Origin of the sequence: Massilia alkalitolerans DSM 17462 (assembly GCF_000427785.1) — a bacterium.
GTDB lineage: Bacteria > Pseudomonadota > Gammaproteobacteria > Burkholderiales > Burkholderiaceae_D > Telluria > Telluria alkalitolerans.
In genome coordinates this window covers 15,624-32,399 of the sequence record NZ_ATYR01000016.1, presented here as the reverse complement: position 1 = coordinate 32,399, position 16,776 = coordinate 15,624, and the positions used below count along the sequence as shown (strand labels likewise).

Here is a 16,776-nt window from a genome sequence, read left to right as displayed (position 1 = left end):
CAGGGTGAACGCACGTTTTTTCAAGTCGGGCTTCAAATCCGCTCCTTTGTTCTCTTCTCAGACTTTGACGAACCACCGCTTGCGCCACATGCCGTACGCGATCGCGAACATGCAGGCGTTGAAGAGGATGGCATATAACAGCGAGGTGTTGGCGGCGCCCAGCGGCAGCGCCTTGATCGGCGCATACAGGGTGCGGCCGAGCGAGAGCTGGCTGCCGTCCGGCTGCGCCAGCTTGATAAAACCGAGCATCTTGGCCACGAAACCCGAGAACGCGAAGATGAACAGCGCGTTCATGCCATAGATGACGAAGGGCTTGGCCCACGCGGCAGCGCGTTCGCGCACGATCGCATGGGGGTTGGCATCGAGCAGCCAGTAGAACATGCCGAAGGCCAGCAGCGCCCAGCCGCTCATCCACAGGCAATAGGATACCGTCCACAGGCTTTTGTTGATCGGCATGAGCACCGCATCCAGGCTCGAGCCCAGGCCCAGCAGGACCAGGCCGGCGAACAGCATCCACGCGGTCTGCTCGACGCGCGGCAGCCTGGCCGCCAGCACGCGGCCGGCGAGCACGCCGAACAGCTGGCTGCACAGGGCGGGGATGGTGCTGAGCAGTCCTTCCGGGTCCCAGGTCTTCGATTGCACCCACATGTGACCATCCAGCACCATGCGGTCCACCCAGGCGCCGAAATCCTGGCCCGGCTCCAGCACGCCCGCGCCGATGCCCGGCACCGGCACCCACAGCATCAGCACCGTGTACAGCGCCAGCAGGCCGGCGATCACGGCCAGCTGCGCGCGCCAGCCGAGGTAGACCACGAGCGGCGCGGCCAGCAGCGTGCACAGGGCGATGCGCTGCAGGACGCCCGGGATGCGCACGGTCTCGAAGTCGAAACGCGGAATCAGGTTGAGCAGGAAGCCGATCAGGAAGATCAGCGCGGCGCGCTTGGCCAGCTTGAGCAGCAGCTGCGGCTTGTCGGCGCCGCTTTCCGCGAGGCGCCCGAGCGACAGCGTCATGGCGACGCCGCCGATGAACAGGAAGAAGGGGAAGATGCAGTCGGTGAAGGTCCAGCCGTGCCACTTGGCGTGGGCCAGCTGCGCATGCAGGTTGCCCCAGTCGCCCGGATTATTCACGAGCACCATGGCGGCGATGGTGAAGCCACGGAAGGCGTCGAGCGAGGTCAGGCGCACGGGTGCGTCGCGCATTGCTGCGTTGTCTCCTTGTTGTTGTTCGTTGTACGGGGCCGGCGGCCCCGTGATTTACTTCTTGCCGAACTCGGGGTCGATCTTGACGAGCGCCGCCATGATGAAGGCGGGGATCGTCGACAGGCAGGCCCAGATGAAGAAGTTCTTGTAGCCGAGGTATTCCTGCAGGTCGCCGCTCCACATGCCCGGCACCATCATGCCCAGGGCCATGAAGCCGGTGCAGATCGCGTAGTGGGCGGTCTTGTGCTCGCCTTCGCAGACCATGATCATGTACAGCATCATCGCGGTGAAGCCGAAGCCGTAGCCGAACTGCTCGATCGCCAGCGCGGTGCAGACCACGGCGAAGCTGGTCGGCTGGGTCTGCGACAGGTAGACGAACACCAGGTCCGGCAGGTGGATCGCGAACACCATCACCCACAGGCAGCGCTTCAGGCCCAGGCGCGAGATCAGGTAGCCGCCGGCCAGGCCGCCCAGCGTGAGGAAGGCGATGCCGATGGTGCCGTAGGCGATGCCGTACTGCTCGGTGGTGAGGCCCAGGCCGCCCGCGGCCAGCGGGTCCTTCAGGAAGGGCGCCACCAGTTTCAGGAGCTGGGCTTCGCCCAGGCGGAAGGTCAGGATGAAGCCGAGGATCAGCCAGATGTCGCGCTTGCGGAAGAACAGGGCGAAGGTGGTGAAGAAGTCGCGCAGCGGGTTGCTGGAGCGCGCCACCTTGCGGTCGCTGTCCGGCTTCGGCAGGATGAAGCCGTGCCACAGGAAGGCCGCGAAGAAGAAGGCGGCGAGCACGAAGAACACGATGGCCCAGGCCTGGTTGACGCTGCCCAGCCGGGTGGCCAGGTAGCCGGCCAGCACCACCAGTGGGCCCTGCACCGACAGCGTCGCCAGGCGGTAAAAGGTGGAACGCACGCCGACAAAAGCCGCCTGCTGCTGCTGGCGCAGGCCGAGCATGTAGAAGCCGTCGGCCGAGATGTCATGGGTGGCGGAACTGAAGGCCATCAGCCACATCACGGCGAGGCTGGCCACAAAAAAATTCGGCAGCTGCAGCGACAGGCCCACCGCCACCAGCGAAGCGGCCACGCCCAGCTGCAGCAGCACGGTCCAGCGGCGCTTGGTGCCGAACATGTCGACGATCGGCGACCACAGGGGCTTGATCACCCAGGGCAGGTACAGCAGGCTGGTATAGAAGGCGATGTCGGAGTTCGACACGCCCATGTCCTTGTACATGATGACGGACAGGCTCATCACCACCACATAAGGGATGGCCTGCGAGAAGTACAGGGACGGGATCCAGGACCACGGATTGGACTGCGACGGGCTGGTGGCGGACGAAGGTTTGTCGAGCGAAGTCTGCATAGGTCTTTCGTGGTCGGCAGGAGCGGCGCACAGCGGTGTGCGCCGGACAGGTTACGCGATGGCTTCGCGCACGCTGCCGTGCGCCCCCTCCAGGAGGGCTTGCGCCTGCTCGACACTGGTTTGTTTGATCAGGGCCACCACCGCGGTCTTGACGTGGTAGCCGCACTGCTCGAGCACCGCCTGCGCGGCGGCTTCGTCGGCGCCGGTGGCGAACACGGTCAGGCGGATGGCGCGTCGCACCAGCTTGGCGTTGGTAGCCTTCAAGTCTACCATCAGGTTGCCATACACCTTGTGTAAACGGACCATCAGCGCGCTCGAGAAGGTGTTCAGCGCGATCTTCTGCGATGTGCCGGCCTTCAGGCGGGTGGAACCGGAGATGACTTCCGGGCCGGTGTCGAGCGTGACGCCGATCTCGGCATCCTTGGCCACCGGGGCGTCAGGATTGTTGGCGAAGCCGATGGTCAGGGCGCCGGCCGCGCGCGCGGCTTGCAGCGCGCCCAGCACGTAGGAAGTAAAGCCGGACGCAGCGATCAGGAGCACCACGTCGTTGGCGCCCGCGTTCACGTTGCGCAGGTCGGCCGCGCCCTGCTCGAAGTCGTCCTCCGCGCCTTCGACCGCGACGAACATCGCTTCCTGGCCGCCGGCCAGCAGCGCCACCGCGCGCTCATGCGGCCACGAGAAGGTCGGGTACAGCTCGACGCTGTCGAGCACGCCGAGACGGCCGGAGGTGCCGGCGCCGACGTAGATCAGGCGCCCGCCCGCTTCCACGCGCGGCAGCGCGGCGGTGACGGCGGCGGCGATGCGCGGCGCGGCGGCGCGCACGGCATTGACCGCATTGAGCTGGTCGTCGACCAGGACGTTGACCAGCTCCACGGTCGGGTACTGGTCGAGGGAAGCGTGGTCCTGGGCCGGGGTTTCGGTTTTCAGCATGCCGTGTCTTCCTGGTGCAAAGTAGTCGATGAAACCAGTGTAATACCAATTACGGCGAGTGGCTCATGAAAGCTGCGCCCTTCATCATGCCGAAAAGTTATGCTACCCGAGTGCCTAGCTCGGGCGGCGGAGTTCGGCGACGAAGTCGTAATGATCACTTAAACAATACGAGTGCGTCAGCTCCACCGGTTCGCCCGATTCCAGGTAGCCGACGCGGGTGATGAACAGGACCGCGCGGCCTTCCGGCACGTCCAGGCGCGCCGCCAGCTCGGCGGACGCGTTCATCGCGCGCAGGTGCTGCAGCGCGCGCACCGGCATGTGTCCGGTCTTGGCCAAGTGGGCATACAGCGAGCCGCCGACGCTGTCGGGACGCGGCAGCACGGTGGCCGGGATCACGCTGACTTCATACGCCATCACCACGTCGTCGGCCAGGCGCAGGCGCTCGAGACGCGCCACCCGCGTGCCCGGGGACAAACCCAGCGACAGCTGCTCGTCGGCGTCGGCCAGCACGACCTCGCGGCGCAGCCAGTGGCTGCTGGGCGTATAGCCGCGCTGCTGGAGCTGCTCGGAAAAGCTCGACAGGTCCGACAGGGGCTGCTCGATGCGCGGCGCGATGTAGTTGCCGGAGCCGCGCCGGCGCACCACCAGGCCCTGGTCGACCAGCTGGTCGATGGCCTTGCGTGCGGTCACGCGCGAGACGTCGAGCTGCTCGGACAGCGTGCGTTCGGAAGGCAGGGCCTGGTCGGCCTGGTAGCGGCCGTCGCGCACGTCTTGCGCGAGCTTGCGCGCCAGCTGCATGTACAGCGGCGAGTTGTCGGTCAGGTCGACCTGGAAGGCGGGGTTGCTAGTCGTCATCGGCAGCATGTTCAGGGGGTTGAACAAAGTGTAATGGCAACATGTGTTGCAGACACATTGCGATCCATGAAAAAGCATTGTGCATGCATTCGCCTGGCTTATAAGCATACCACTTGATACCAATATAAAACGGTTATGCCCAGGTGACGGCTATTCATTTGGCAATCCTTCCTGTCACTCCGTATGCTCAACCAAAGGTTCACATATTTTACAAATAACAAAACGCAAAAGGAGACCGGAATGAACGAGCGCAGGCGCAGCGTGCTGGGCATGGCCCTGCTGGGCGCGGTCGAGCCGCTGTTCGCAGCGCCGGCTTCTCCTGCGGCCACGCAGCGCCTGCCGGCCGCGGCACGCCAGGCGCTCGACGCCGAACTGGCGGCCATCGTCGACGATCCGGCAATGCAGCTGGCCAGTCTGTCGGTCGTCGCCATCCGCGGCGGCCAGCCGGTGTATGAACAGGCTTTCGGGCGCCGCTATATCGGTAACGGCGCACTGCCCGACAAGCCGGCCACGTCCGCGACCCTGTACCGCATCGCGTCGATCTCCAAGATGATGACCACGCTGGGGCTGATGCGCCTGGTGGAAGCGGGCCGCGTCGACCTCGAGGCCGACGTGTCGGGCTACCTGGGCTTCAGCCTGCGCAACCCGCATTTCCCCCAGCGCGTCATCACGCTGCGCAGCCTGCTCACCCACACCTCCTCGCTGCGCGACGATGGCGGCTATTCGTGGCCGTTCGCCACCGCGCTGAAGGACGTGCTGGTTCCGGGCGCTCCCCTGTACGGCGAAGGAAAGATGTGGTCTGCCCATGCCGGCCCGGGCGAGTACTTCACCTACTGTAACCTCGGCTGGGGCGTGATCGGCACCGCGATGGAACGCGTGACGGGCGAGCGCTTCGACCTCCTGATGCAGCGCCTGCTGCTGCAGCCGCTCGGCGTCAATGCGGGCTACAACCCGTCGGCGCTGCCGCCGGCGGCACTCGAGAACCTGGCGACGCTGTACCGCAAGCGCACGGTCGACACCGAGATCTGGAACGCGAGCGGCCCCTGGATTGCCCAGGTCGACGATTATTCGGACAGGCCCCCGGTTCCTCCCGCCGGCATCGCCGGCTACGTCCCCGGCGCCAACGCCACGCCCTTCAGCCCGACTGGCGGCCTGCGCATCTCGGCCCGCGACATGGGCGTGGTCATGCGGATGCTGATGAACGGCGGCGTGCATGGCAACACGCGGCTGTTCCAGCGCGCCACGCTCGAGCGCATGTTCGCGCGCCACTGGACCATCGACGACAAAGGCGGCAACGGCGATTCGCTGAACGGCTTCTTCCCTGCCTGGGGCCTGGGCAACGCCCATTTCCCGGACCGATCCGGCACCGGGCTGGTCGAAGGCGGCGGCTTCGATGCGGTCGGCCACTCGGGCGACGCGTATGGCCTGATTTCGGTCTTCGCGGCCGACCTGGCGCGCGGCAACGGCCTGGTCATGCTGGCAGGAGGCTGTTCGGCCGATCCGGAACTGCAGCAAGGGCGTTATTCGGCACGGGCGCGCTTCGAGGAGCGCATCCTCAGCGCGTTGTACCGCCACGCCATCGTCGGCCAACAGGCGGCAACATGATGCCAACGCATTCGTATATAAGCCGGTTATGGCGCCCGACGCGACTTTCATTGGCCGCTGCGCCGGCCAGCGCATAAGCTCCACACCCACGCTAAAAAGAAGAGTTTAGGATGCAGCAAATCATCGTCATCGGCGGCGGCGTGGTCGGTTTGACCTCGGCCTGGTGGCTGGCGGAAGCCGGCTACCGCGTCAGCCTCCTCGAACGCGCACCATGTGTCGGCAGCGGCTCCAGCTACGGCAATGGCGGCCAGCTCAGCTATCGCTACGTGTCGCCGCTGGCCGACGAGGGCGTGCCGCTGAAGGCCCTGCAATGGATGTTCCAGGACACCGGGCCGCTGCACTTCCGGCCTGAGGCCGACCTGCGCCAGTACCGCTGGCTGGCCAGCTTCCTTGCGCACTGCCGCGCCGACGTCAACCGCAAGACCACGGCCAAGCTGCTGGAACTGGGCGAGCTCTCGCGCCAGGGCATGAAGCAGCTCGAAGTCACCGTGCCGCTCGAGGAATTCGACTGGCGCGACGCCGGCAAGCTGGTGGTCTACCGCTCGCGCGAGGTGTTCGAGAAGGCAGCCGGCAAGCCGGGCGCCGGCGAGATCTGGTCCGCCAGCGAGTGCGCCGCGCGCGAACCGGCCCTGGCGGCGGCCGAGCCGCTGCTGGCCGGCGGCATCTATAACAGCGGCGAAGCGGTGGCCGACTGCCATGCATTCTGCCTGGCGCTGGCCGCGCGCCTGCGCGAGCATCCGCGTTTCGACGGCTTCATCCACGCCGAGGCGCGCCGCCTGGTGGCAAGCAAAGGCCGCATTACCGGCATCGACACGGACCAGGGCATGCTCCAGGCCGACAGCTACGTGCTGGCGGCCGGCATCCAGAGCCGCACGCTCTCGGACGCGGTCGGGATCTCGCTGCCGCTCTACCCGCTCAAGGGCTACAGCCTGACGGCGCCGATCCGCGCCGACGACGTGGCGCCGGAAATCAGCGTCACCGACTTCGAGCGCAAGGTGCTGTACGCCCGCATCGGCGACAAGCTGCGCGTGGCGGCCATGGTCGACATGGTGGGCGAAGACCTGAGCCACAATCCCAAGCGCGTCGAGGGCCTGACGCGCCAGGTGAAGGAAACCATGCCGCGCGCGGCGGACTATTCGCAGCTCTCGGTCTGGGCCGGCCTGCGTCCCGCCACCCCGAGCAGCGCCCCGATCATCGGCGCCACCCCCTACGGCAATTTGTGGCTGAACGTGGGCCACGGCCCGCTGGGCTTCACCTTCGCCTGCGGCAGCGCCAGCCTGCTGGCCGGCGCCATGAAAGGCGAGGCGCCGCCCTTCTCCCTGGATGGGCTGACCCTGCGCGGCTGACCCGCCACGCATACCCGCCTGCCGTCTCCACCGTCGAAATGGCGGATAATGACGGCCATGTCCAAAACGACCACTTCTGGAGCCTGCCCTTGCGGCGGGCCGTCCCTTGGCGCTTGCTGCGGGCCGTTCATTGCCGGCGAAGCCATGCCGCCCACGGCCGAGGCCCTGATGCGTTCGCGCTACACCGCGTATACGCTGAAGAACGAGCCCTATCTGCTTGCTACCTGGCATCCTACGACCCGTCCTGCAGAACCCATCATCGATGACAAAGAACCAATCCGATGGCTGGGGCTTGAGGTAAAATCTGCTTTACGTTTACGTCAACGTAAAGTAAATTCACCGGACGATCCAGATAGCGATACCGTCGAGTTCGTCGCCCGTTTCAAGCTGGGCGGACGTGCGCACCGGCTGCACGAAGTGAGCCGTTTCCTGCGCGAGCCAGATCCCGAGACGGGAGTGAAACGCTGGTATTACCTGGACGGCAGTTTCCCAAAATAAATACAGTAGAGACTTAGAGGACAGCATGCCCCAGATCGAGAGCAAACTGAACCCGCGCGGCGAAGACTTCAAGGCCAACGCCGCGGCCATGCAGGCCATCGTCGAGGATTTGCGCGCAAAAGTCGCGCAGATGGCGCAAGGCGGCGGCGAAGCGGCGAGCGCCAAGCATGTCGCGCGCGGCAAACTGCTGCCGCGCGACCGCGTGCAGATGCTGCTGGATCCGGGCACGCCCTTCCTCGAATTCTCCCAGCTGGCCGCCTACGAGATGTACGACGGTGCGGCACCAAGCGCCGGCATCATCACCGGCATCGGCCGCGTCGCCGGCCAGGAAGTCGTGATCGTCTGTAACGACGCCACCGTCAAGGGCGGCACCTACTACCCGATGACGGTGAAAAAACACCTGCGCGCCCAGGAGATCGCCGAGCAGAACCACCTGCCCTGCATCTACCTGGTCGACTCGGGCGGCGCCAACCTGCCGAACCAGGACGACGTGTTCCCGGACCGCGACCACTTCGGCCGCATCTTCTATAACCAGGCGAATCTATCGGCCAAGGGCATCCCGCAGATCGCGGTGGTGATGGGTTCCTGCACCGCCGGCGGCGCCTACGTGCCGGCCATGAGCGACGAATCGATCATCGTCAAGGAACAGGGCACCATCTTCCTGGGCGGCCCTCCCTTGGTAAAAGCCGCCACCGGCGAAGTCGTCACCGCCGAAGACCTGGGCGGCGGCGACGTCCACACCCGCCTGTCGGGCGTGGCCGACCACCTGGCCCAGAACGATCTGCACGCGCTGTCGCTGGCGCGCACCATCGTGTCGAACCTGAACCGCGTCAAGCCGGTGCAGGGCGCCCTGCGCGAAAGCGTGGAGCCAAAATATGCGCCGGAAGAGCTGTACGGCGTGATTCCCGTGGACACCCGCAAGCCTTTCGATGTGCGCGAAGTGATCGCGCGCGTGGTCGACGGCAGCGAATTCGACGAGTTCAAGGCGCGCTACGGCACCACGCTGGTCTGCGGCTTTGCCCACATCTACGGCATGAAGGTCGGCATCATCGCCAACAACGGCATCCTGTTCTCGGAGTCGGCACTCAAGGGCGCCCACTTCATCGAGCTGTGCTGCCAGCGCAAGATTCCGCTGGTGTTCCTGCAGAACATTACCGGCTTCATGGTCGGCCGCAAGTACGAGAACGAAGGCATCGCCCGCAACGGCGCCAAGATGGTCACGGCCGTCGCCACCGCCTCGGTGCCGAAGTTCACCGTCATCATCGGCGGCTCCTTCGGCGCCGGCAACTACGGCATGTGCGGCCGCGCCTTCTCGCCACGTTTCCTGTGGATGTGGCCGAATGCGCGCATCTCGGTGATGGGCGGCGACCAGGCCGCATCCGTGCTGGCCACGGTCAAGCGCGACGGCATCGAGGGCAAGGGCGGCCAGTGGTCCCAAGAGGAAGAAGCGGCCTTCAAGCAGCCGATCAAGGAGCAGTACGAGCACCAGGGCCACCCCTACTACGCCTCGGCGCGCCTGTGGGACGATGGCGTGATCGACCCGGCCGACACCCGTACCGTGCTGGGCCTGGGCCTCTCGGCCGCGCTGAATGCGCCGATCGAAGACACGAAGTTCGGCGTGTTCCGGATGTAAAGGGGACTTGACAATGGAATACCAAACCCTCACTGTCTCGATCGACGACAAGGTGGCCGCCGTCACCCTGAACCGCCCGGACCTGCGCAATGCCTTCAACGAGCACGCCATCGCCGAGCTGGCGCTGGCCTTCGACGAACTCGGTCGCAACGAGCAGGTGCGCGCCATCGTGCTGGCCGCGAACGGCCCGGCCTTCTGCGCCGGTGCCGACCTGAACTGGATGAAGAAGATGGCCGGCTATTCGCACAGCGAGAACCAGCAGGACGCCGCGCGGCTGGCCGACATGCTGCGCACCATCTACCTGTGCCCGAAGCCGACCGTCGCCAAGGTGCAGGGCGACTGCTACGCCGGCGGTATGGGCCTGGTGGCGGCCTGCGACATCGTGGTCGCCAGCGAGGTGGCGCACTTCTGCCTGTCCGAAGTGAAGCTGGGCCTGATCCCGGCGACCATCTCGCCCTACGTCATCAAGGCCATGGGCGAACAGGCCTCGCGCCGCTACTTCCTCACCGCCGAGCGCTTCGATGCGCTTGAGGCCCGGCGCATCGGCTTCGCCCACGAGGTCGTAGCGCCGGAAGCGCTGGACGCCACCGTGGCCGGCATCGTGAAGTGCCTGGTGTCGAACAGCCCTAACGCCGTGCGTGAAGCGAAGACGCTGGTGCGCGACGTCGTGGGCCAACAGGTCGACGACGCGCTGCTGGCCGACACGGCCAACCGTATTGCGGAAATCCGCGCGTCGCTCGAGGGCCGCGAGGGTGTTGCTTCCTTCCTCGAGAAGCGCAAGCCGACCTGGCTAAATTAAGTAAACAGTATTAAGTATTGGATCGATTGTGAAGCAGCAAACCTCTTCCGACTGGATCGCACGCAGCCTGCGCAGCGTGTGGCACCCCTGCACCCAGATGCAGCACCACGAAGAGGTGCCGCTGATCGCGGTCAGCCATGGCAAGGGCCCGTGGCTGTACGACCATGAAGGCCGCCGCTACCTGGACGGCATCAGCTCCTGGTGGGTCAACCTGTTTGGCCACGCCAACCCGCGCATCAATGCGGCGCTGAAGGACCAGCTGGACAAGCTGGAACACGCGATGCTGGCCGGTTTCACCCACGAGCCCGTGATCGAGCTGTCGGAAAAGCTGGCCGCCCTCACCGGCCATAACCTCGGACATGCCTTCTACGCGTCCGACGGCGCCTCGGCGGTCGAGATCGCAATGAAGATGAGCTTCCACGCCTGGCGCAACGCCGGCTATTCCTCCAAGCAGGAATTCGTTTGCCTGCAGGGCAGCTACCACGGCGAGACCATCGGTGCGCTGGCCGTGACCGACGTGCCGCTGTTCAAGGATGCCTACGGCCCGCTGCTGCGCGCCTCCCATGTGGTGCCGGCGCCGGATGCGCGCAATGCCGTCGAAGGCGAGTCCGCGCAGGACGTGGCCAAACGCGCCATCGCCAACGTGCGCACCCTGTTCGAGGAGCGTGGCGACAGGATCGCCGCCATCATCGTCGAGCCGCTGGTGCAGTGCGCGACCGGCATGGCGATGTACGACCCGCTCTACCTGGAACTGCTGCGTGAGCTGTGCGACCAGCACCACGTGCACCTGATCGCCGACGAGATCGCCGTCGGCTGCGGCCGCACCGGCACCTTCTTCGCCTGCGAACAGGCGGCCATCTGGCCGGACTTCCTGTGCCTGTCCAAGGGCATCAGCGGCGGCTACCTGCCGCTCTCGCTGGTGCTCACCAGCGACGCCATCTACCAGGCCTTCTACAGCGAAGACATCACGCGCGGCTTCCTGCATTCGCATTCCTACACCGGCAACCCGCTGGCCTGCCGCGCGGCCCTGGCCACGCTCGAGATCTTCGAGGACGACGACGTATTGAACCGCAACCGCGAGCTGGCCACCAAGCTGACCATCGCCCTGGCGCCGCTGGCCGAGCACGAGCGCGTGCGCCACTTCCGCCAGCGCGGCATGATCTTCGCCTTCGATGCGGTGGAGCCGGACCCGGCACGCGCCTCGACCTTCGCGCGCCGCTTCTTCAGCACGGCGGTGGAGAACGAACTGCTGCTGCGCCCGATCGGCCGGACGGTCTACCTGATGCCGCCCTACGTGCTGGACGACGAGGACGTCGCCGGCCTGGCCGCGCGCACGCAGAAGGTGTTCGAGTCGGTGATCGCGGGTTGAACATGATGGACCTGATCGCAGGAATCGACCGCAAACTCGACGCGCTGGCAGCGCAAAGCCTGACGCGCCGCCGCCGCGTGACCGACGGCGCCAGCGGCCCGCGCCAGGTCGTCGACGGCCGCGAGATGCTGGCCTTCTGCAGCAACGACTACCTGGGCCTGGCCGCGCATCCGGCCATCGTCGCGGCGCTGCGCGAAGGCGCAGACCTCTACGGCGCCGGCAGCGGCGCTTCGCACCTCGTCAGTGGCCACAGCCGCGCCCATGCGCTGCTGGAAGAACGCTTCGGCGAGTGGATGGCGCCCTATATCGACGAGGCACGTGCGCTCTACCTGTGCACCGGATACATGGCCAACCTCGCGGTGCTGACCGCCCTGGGAGCGGACGCCGATGCGCAGATCTTCTCGGAAGCGCTGAACCACGCCTCGCTGATCGACGGCGCTCGCTTGGCCAAGGCAAGCGTGACGGTGTATCCGCACGGCGACGTCGCCACCATGGAACAGCAGCTGGGCGCCAGCACGGCCGGCACCAAGATCGTCGTCACCGACAGCGTGTTCAGCATGGACGGCAACCTGGCGCCGCTGCCCGAGCTGCTGGCGCTGTGCGAACGCCACGGGGCCTGGCTGGTGGTGGACGATGCCCACGGCTTCGGCGTGCTGGGACAACATGGCCGCGGCGCGCTCGAACACTTCGCATTGCGTTCCCCGAACCTGGTTTACATCGGCACGCTCGGCAAGGCAGCCGGCGTGGGCGGCGCCTTCGTTGCGGCGCATGTCAGCGTGATCGAGCTGCTGGTGCAGCGCGCCCGCCCCTACATCTACACCACCGCCGCGCCGCCGGCGCTGGCGCATGCGCTGCAGGCCAGCCTTGATATCATCGGCGACGACGAAGGCGTGCGGCGCCGCGCCCACCTGGCGGCGCTGGTGGCGCAGCTGCGCGATGCGCTGCGCCTGCAGCGCTGGCAGCTGGTGCCGTCCCATACCGCGATCCAGCCGATCATCATCGGCAGCAACGAGGACGCGCTGCGCGTGGCGGCCGGCCTGCACGAACAGGGCCTGTGGGTGCCGGCGATCCGTCCGCCGACCGTGGCGCCGGGCACGGCGCGCCTGCGCGTGACCTTGTCGGCCGCGCACAGCCACGAAGAAGTGGCAAGACTGGCACGCGCACTGAACGAACTGGAAAGGGCCACCGCATGAAGAACCTGAACGAACCAGACCAGCCGGTCGCTTTGACGCCCGTGCTCACAGTGCCGGGCAGCGCCGGCGCCGCAGTCGCCACGGAAGCGCCCGCCGAGCCGCAGCCGGAAGCGCTGCCGCTTGACGCCGTGCCCTCGCGCTTCTGTTGCTTCGTCACCGGCACCGATACCGAGATCGGCAAGACCCTGGTCTCCGCCGCGATCCTGCACAAGCTGGCGTCGAGCGGGCGCCGCGCCTGCGGCATGAAGCCGGTCGCAGCCGGCGCCGAGATGCGCGACGGCGAACTGCACAACGAGGACGCCGACATGCTGCGCGCGGCCGGTAACGTACACCTGCCAAGCAGCATCACCACGCCCTTCATGCTGAAGGAGCCGGCGGCGCCGCACATCGCCGCCGCGCTGGAAGGGGTCACCATCGAACCGGTGCCGATCCTGGCTGCCTACACCGAGATCCACGCGGCCTCGGACGCCGTCGTGGTCGAAGGCGTCGGCGGCTTCCGCGTGCCCTTCAACGACGATTTCGACAGTGCCGACCTGGCCACGCAACTGAACCTGCCGGTGATCCTGGTGGTGGGCATGCGCCTGGGCTGCATCAGCCATGCGCTGCTGACCGTGGAGGCCATCGTATCCCGAGGCCTGGTGCTGGCCGGCTGGGTCGCCAACACGGTCGACCCGGACATGCGTTTCGAGCGCGAGAACATCGACGCGCTGGAACAACGCATTCCGGCGCCGCTGCTGGGCCACGTGCCCCGCTTGCAAGACCCGACGGCGCAAGCCGCCGCAGAATATATCGACCTCGCGGGACTGCCGGGCTGGCATTCACCGCGCGTCCAGACTTAAGGAAAACCAAGATGTCCCAAACCAATACCGTCGCCCTGCACCGTCCTGTCGCCATCAAGCAGGCGGAGAACGCGACCTGGCCGCTGCCTGACGTGCTGGCCCTGTTCGAGTTGCCTTTCAATGAACTGATGCACCGCGCCCAGACCGCGCACCGCGCCAACTTCCCGGACGGCGACGTCGAGCTGGCCACCCTGCTGTCGATCAAGACCGGCGGCTGCGAAGAAGACTGCGGCTACTGCCCGCAGGCAGCGCGCTACGACACCGGCGTGGAAGCCAAGAAGATCCTCGACCTCGAGACCGTGCTGGACGCGGCGCGCGAAGCCAAGGCCAACGGCGCAACCCGCTTCTGCATGGGCGCGGCATGGCGCAGCCCGAAGGAGCGCGACATGGAGAAGGTCGAAACCATGGTGCGCGAAGTGAAGGCGCTCGGCATGGAAACCTGCGCCACCCTCGGCATGCTCGAAGAAGGACAAGCCGAACAGCTCAAGAAGGCGGGCCTGGACTACTACAACCACAACATCGACACCGCGCCGGATTTTTATGACAACGTGATCTCCACCCGCGAGTACCAGGACCGCCTGGACACGCTGGGCCGCGTGCGCAGCGCCGGCCTGAAGGTCTGCTGCGGCGGCATCGTGGGCATGGGCGAAACGCGCGAGCAGCGCGCCGGCCTGATCGCCCAGCTGGCCAACCTGAACCCGTATCCGGAGTCGGTGCCGGTCAACCACCTGGTGCAGGTAGAGGGCACCCCGCTGCACGGCGTCGAGAAGCTCGACCCGATCGAGTTCGTGCGCACCATCGCGGTGGCGCGCATCACCATGCCGCAGGCGCGCGTGCGCCTGTCCGCCGGCCGCCGCGAGCTGGGCGAAGCGGTGCAGGCGATGTGCTTCATGGCGGGCGCCAACTCGATCTTCTACGGCGACAAGCTGCTCACCACCGGCAATCCGGAAGCGGACGATGACCGCGTGCTGCTCGAGAAGCTGGGCCTGAAGACGCGCGCCGCGACGCTGGATTCGGCGCCGAAGGCTGCCTGCGGCTGCTGATGCACCGCGGCCGGGGAGACACGGCCGCAACCAACCAATTCGAACAACCAGAAGCGAAAGACAAACGCATGTTCACCAAAATCCTCATCGCCAACCGTGGCGAAATCGCCTGCCGTGTCGCCGCCACCGCGCGCCGCATGGGTATCCGCACCGTCGCCGTCTACTCGGAAGCCGATGCGGGCTCGAAGCACGTGGCGGTCTGCGATGAGGCGGTCCTGATCGGCGCAGCAGCCGCCAAGGACAGCTACCTGCGCGGCCAGAAGATCATCGAGGTAGCCAAGGCTACCGGCGCCCAGGCGATCCACCCGGGCTACGGCTTCCTGTCCGAGAACGCGGAGTTCGCAGAAAGCGTGCAGGCCGCCGGCCTGGTGTTCATCGGCCCGCCGGGTTCCTCGATGCGCGCGATGGGCTCCAAGTCGGCCGCCAAGCAGCTGATGGAGGGCGCCAACGTGCCCCTGGTGCCGGGCTACCACGGCGACAACCAGGACCCAAGCTTCCTGCGCGAGCAGGCCGACCGCATCGGCTACCCGGTGCTGCTCAAGGCCAGCGCCGGCGGCGGCGGCAAGGGCATGCGCGTGGTCGAGCGCTCGGAAGACTTCGAAGCCGCGCTGGCCTCGTGCAAGCGCGAAGCGATCAGCTCCTTCGGCGACGACAAGGTGCTGGTCGAGAAATACCTGATCCGCCCGCGCCACATCGAGATCCAGGTGTTCGCCGACACCCATGGCAACTGCGTCTACCTGCACGAGCGCGACTGCTCGGTGCAGCGCCGCCACCAGAAGGTGCTGGAAGAAGCGCCGGCGCCGGGCATGACCGGGGACCGCCGCGCCGCCATGGGCGAAGCGGCCGTGAATGCCGCGCGCGCGGTCGGCTACGTCGGCGCCGGCACGGTGGAATTCATTGCCAACCAGGACGGTTCCTTCTACTTCATGGAGATGAACACCCGCCTGCAGGTGGAGCATCCGGTCACCGAGATGATCACCGGCACCGACCTGGTCGAATGGCAGCTGCGCGTGGCCTTCGGTGAGCCGCTGCCGAAGAAGCAGCACGAGCTGGCAATCCACGGCCATGCGATCGAGGCGCGCGTCTACGCAGAGAACCCGGAAAAAGGCTTCCTGCCGTCGATCGGCACGCTGCGCCACATGGATACGCCGGCGGCGGTCGAATTCCAGCTGGGCGCCGACGGTGCCAACCCGGCCGCGGTGCGCGTGGACTCGGGCGTGCGCGAAGGCGATGCGATTTCGCCGTTCTACGACCCGATGATCGCCAAGCTGATCGTCTGGGGCGCCGACCGGACCCAGGCCCTGGCGCGCCTGTCGCAAGCCCTGGCCGAATTCCAGATCGTCGGCCTGGCGACCAACATCGCCTTCCTCAAGCGCCTGGTCGAAGGCGAGGCCTTCTCGACGGCCGACCTGGACACCGGCCTGATCGACCGCCACGGCGAAACGCTGTTCCCGGCCCCTAGCGCCGCCCCGCTGGGCGCCCTGGCCCTGGCCGCGCTGGCGCTCAGCAGCGGCGAAACCGTGCGCGGCGCGGCCAATCCGGCCGATCCGTGGGCGCAGGCACGCGGCTGGCGCATGAACAGCGCCTACCGCCGCGTGCTTTCCTTTGCCGATGAGTTCAGCGGCGACAAAGGCTACCAGGTCGGTTTGACCTATGGCGCCCACGGCTGGGACATCGACGCGGGCGGCGAGCGCCGGCCCTTGGCACTGGTGCGCCAAGAAGGCGCCGAGCTGAGCATCCGCCTGGGCGAATCCTCGCTGCACGGCAGCGTGCGCCGCGACGGCGATCTGTTCCACGTGTTCACCGGCGGCCGTCATTACACCCTGTCGTACAATGACCCGATGGCGCATGCCGGCGAGCACGAGGCCGCGGGCGGGCGCCTGACCGCGCCGATGCCGGGTAAAGTGGTGGCGGTGCTGGCCTCGTCCGGCAAGGAAGTGAAGAAGGGCGAGCCGCTGGTCATCATGGAAGCGATGAAAATGGAGCACACGATTTCCGCGCCGAGCGACGGCCTGGTGGAAGAAGTGCTGTACCAGGTCGGCGACCAGGTGGCGGATGGCGCGCCGCTGCTGGCTTTCAAGGCCGCGGCGTAACACCAACACAAGAATAAAGAGGG

General features: G+C 66.7%; 14 protein-coding genes. 10 read left to right on the top strand and 4 right to left on the bottom strand.

The window, feature by feature from the left end:
- Nucleotides 1-57 precede the first annotated feature (57 nt).
- The 4 genes from YWC_RS0116720 to YWC_RS0116705 all read right to left on the bottom strand — a co-directional run bounded on the left by YWC_RS0116720 (nt 58) and on the right by YWC_RS0116705 (nt 4,335).
- On the bottom strand, nt 58-1,200 hold the full coding sequence (locus YWC_RS0116720) for an acyltransferase family protein (protein WP_027866407.1): 1,143 nt from the start codon (nt 1,198-1,200) through the stop codon (nt 58-60).
- Between the two features lie 54 nt (nt 1,201-1,254).
- Entirely contained in the window at nt 1,255-2,550 is a 1,296-nt protein-coding gene (locus YWC_RS0116715) for an MFS transporter (RefSeq protein WP_051306520.1), read from the bottom strand.
- Between the two features lie 51 nt (nt 2,551-2,601).
- Nucleotides 2,602-3,480 carry an N-acetylmuramic acid 6-phosphate etherase gene (gene murQ, locus YWC_RS0116710; RefSeq protein WP_027866405.1) on the bottom strand — a complete coding sequence of 293 codons (879 nt, stop codon included), beginning with the start codon at nt 3,478-3,480 and terminating at the stop codon, nt 2,602-2,604.
- Nucleotides 3,481-3,594: 114 nt separating this feature from the next.
- Nucleotides 3,595-4,335, bottom strand: coding sequence for a GntR family transcriptional regulator (locus YWC_RS0116705; protein ID WP_027866404.1), 741 nt, complete (start codon nt 4,333-4,335; stop codon nt 3,595-3,597).
- A gap of 240 nt (nt 4,336-4,575) precedes the next feature.
- Here YWC_RS0116705 and YWC_RS0116700 point away from each other — a divergent pair, with 240 nt between their 5' ends.
- From YWC_RS0116700 to YWC_RS0116655, 10 genes are all read left to right on the top strand, one after another.
- The gene (locus YWC_RS0116700) at nt 4,576-5,940 is read left to right on the top strand and encodes a serine hydrolase domain-containing protein (RefSeq protein WP_027866403.1); all 1,365 of its coding nucleotides are present in this window, start codon (nt 4,576-4,578) and stop codon (nt 5,938-5,940) included.
- 110 nt (nt 5,941-6,050) lie between these two features.
- Nucleotides 6,051-7,286: a D-amino acid dehydrogenase gene (locus YWC_RS0116695; RefSeq protein WP_027866402.1), complete on the top strand. Its 1,236-nt coding sequence runs from the start codon at nt 6,051-6,053 to the stop codon at nt 7,284-7,286.
- A 57-nt stretch (nt 7,287-7,343) separates the two neighbouring features.
- Nucleotides 7,344-7,784: a YchJ family protein gene (locus YWC_RS32150; protein WP_084416470.1), complete on the top strand. Its 441-nt coding sequence runs from the start codon at nt 7,344-7,346 to the stop codon at nt 7,782-7,784.
- Nucleotides 7,756-9,417, top strand: a complete 1,662-nt coding sequence (locus tag YWC_RS0116685; RefSeq protein ID WP_371846396.1) for a carboxyl transferase domain-containing protein — start codon at nt 7,756-7,758, stop codon at nt 9,415-9,417. Before YWC_RS32150 ends, YWC_RS0116685 begins: the two co-directional genes overlap by 29 nt.
- Before the next feature lie 13 nt (nt 9,418-9,430).
- Entirely contained in the window at nt 9,431-10,216 is a 786-nt protein-coding gene (locus YWC_RS0116680) for an enoyl-CoA hydratase/isomerase family protein (protein ID WP_027866399.1), read from the top strand.
- Between the two features lie 28 nt (nt 10,217-10,244).
- The gene (bioA, locus tag YWC_RS0116675) at nt 10,245-11,585 is read left to right on the top strand and encodes an adenosylmethionine--8-amino-7-oxononanoate transaminase (RefSeq protein WP_027866398.1); all 1,341 of its coding nucleotides are present in this window, start codon (nt 10,245-10,247) and stop codon (nt 11,583-11,585) included.
- Between the two features lie 5 nt (nt 11,586-11,590).
- Entirely contained in the window at nt 11,591-12,778 is a 1,188-nt protein-coding gene (gene bioF, locus YWC_RS0116670) for an 8-amino-7-oxononanoate synthase (RefSeq protein WP_027866397.1), read from the top strand.
- Nucleotides 12,775-13,617 carry a dethiobiotin synthase gene (gene bioD, locus YWC_RS0116665; protein ID WP_027866396.1) on the top strand — a complete coding sequence of 281 codons (843 nt, stop codon included), beginning with the start codon at nt 12,775-12,777 and terminating at the stop codon, nt 13,615-13,617. Before bioF ends, bioD begins: the two co-directional genes overlap by 4 nt.
- 11 nt (nt 13,618-13,628) lie before the next feature.
- A complete protein-coding gene (gene bioB, locus YWC_RS0116660; RefSeq protein ID WP_027866395.1) occupies nt 13,629-14,660 on the top strand; it encodes a biotin synthase BioB in 1,032 nt (343 codons plus the stop codon).
- A gap of 68 nt (nt 14,661-14,728) precedes the next feature.
- Nucleotides 14,729-16,753 (top strand): acetyl/propionyl/methylcrotonyl-CoA carboxylase subunit alpha, encoded by a 2,025-nt coding sequence (locus YWC_RS0116655; RefSeq protein ID WP_027866394.1) that lies wholly within the window; start codon nt 14,729-14,731, stop codon nt 16,751-16,753.
- The last annotated feature ends 23 nt before the right edge of the window (nt 16,754-16,776 follow it).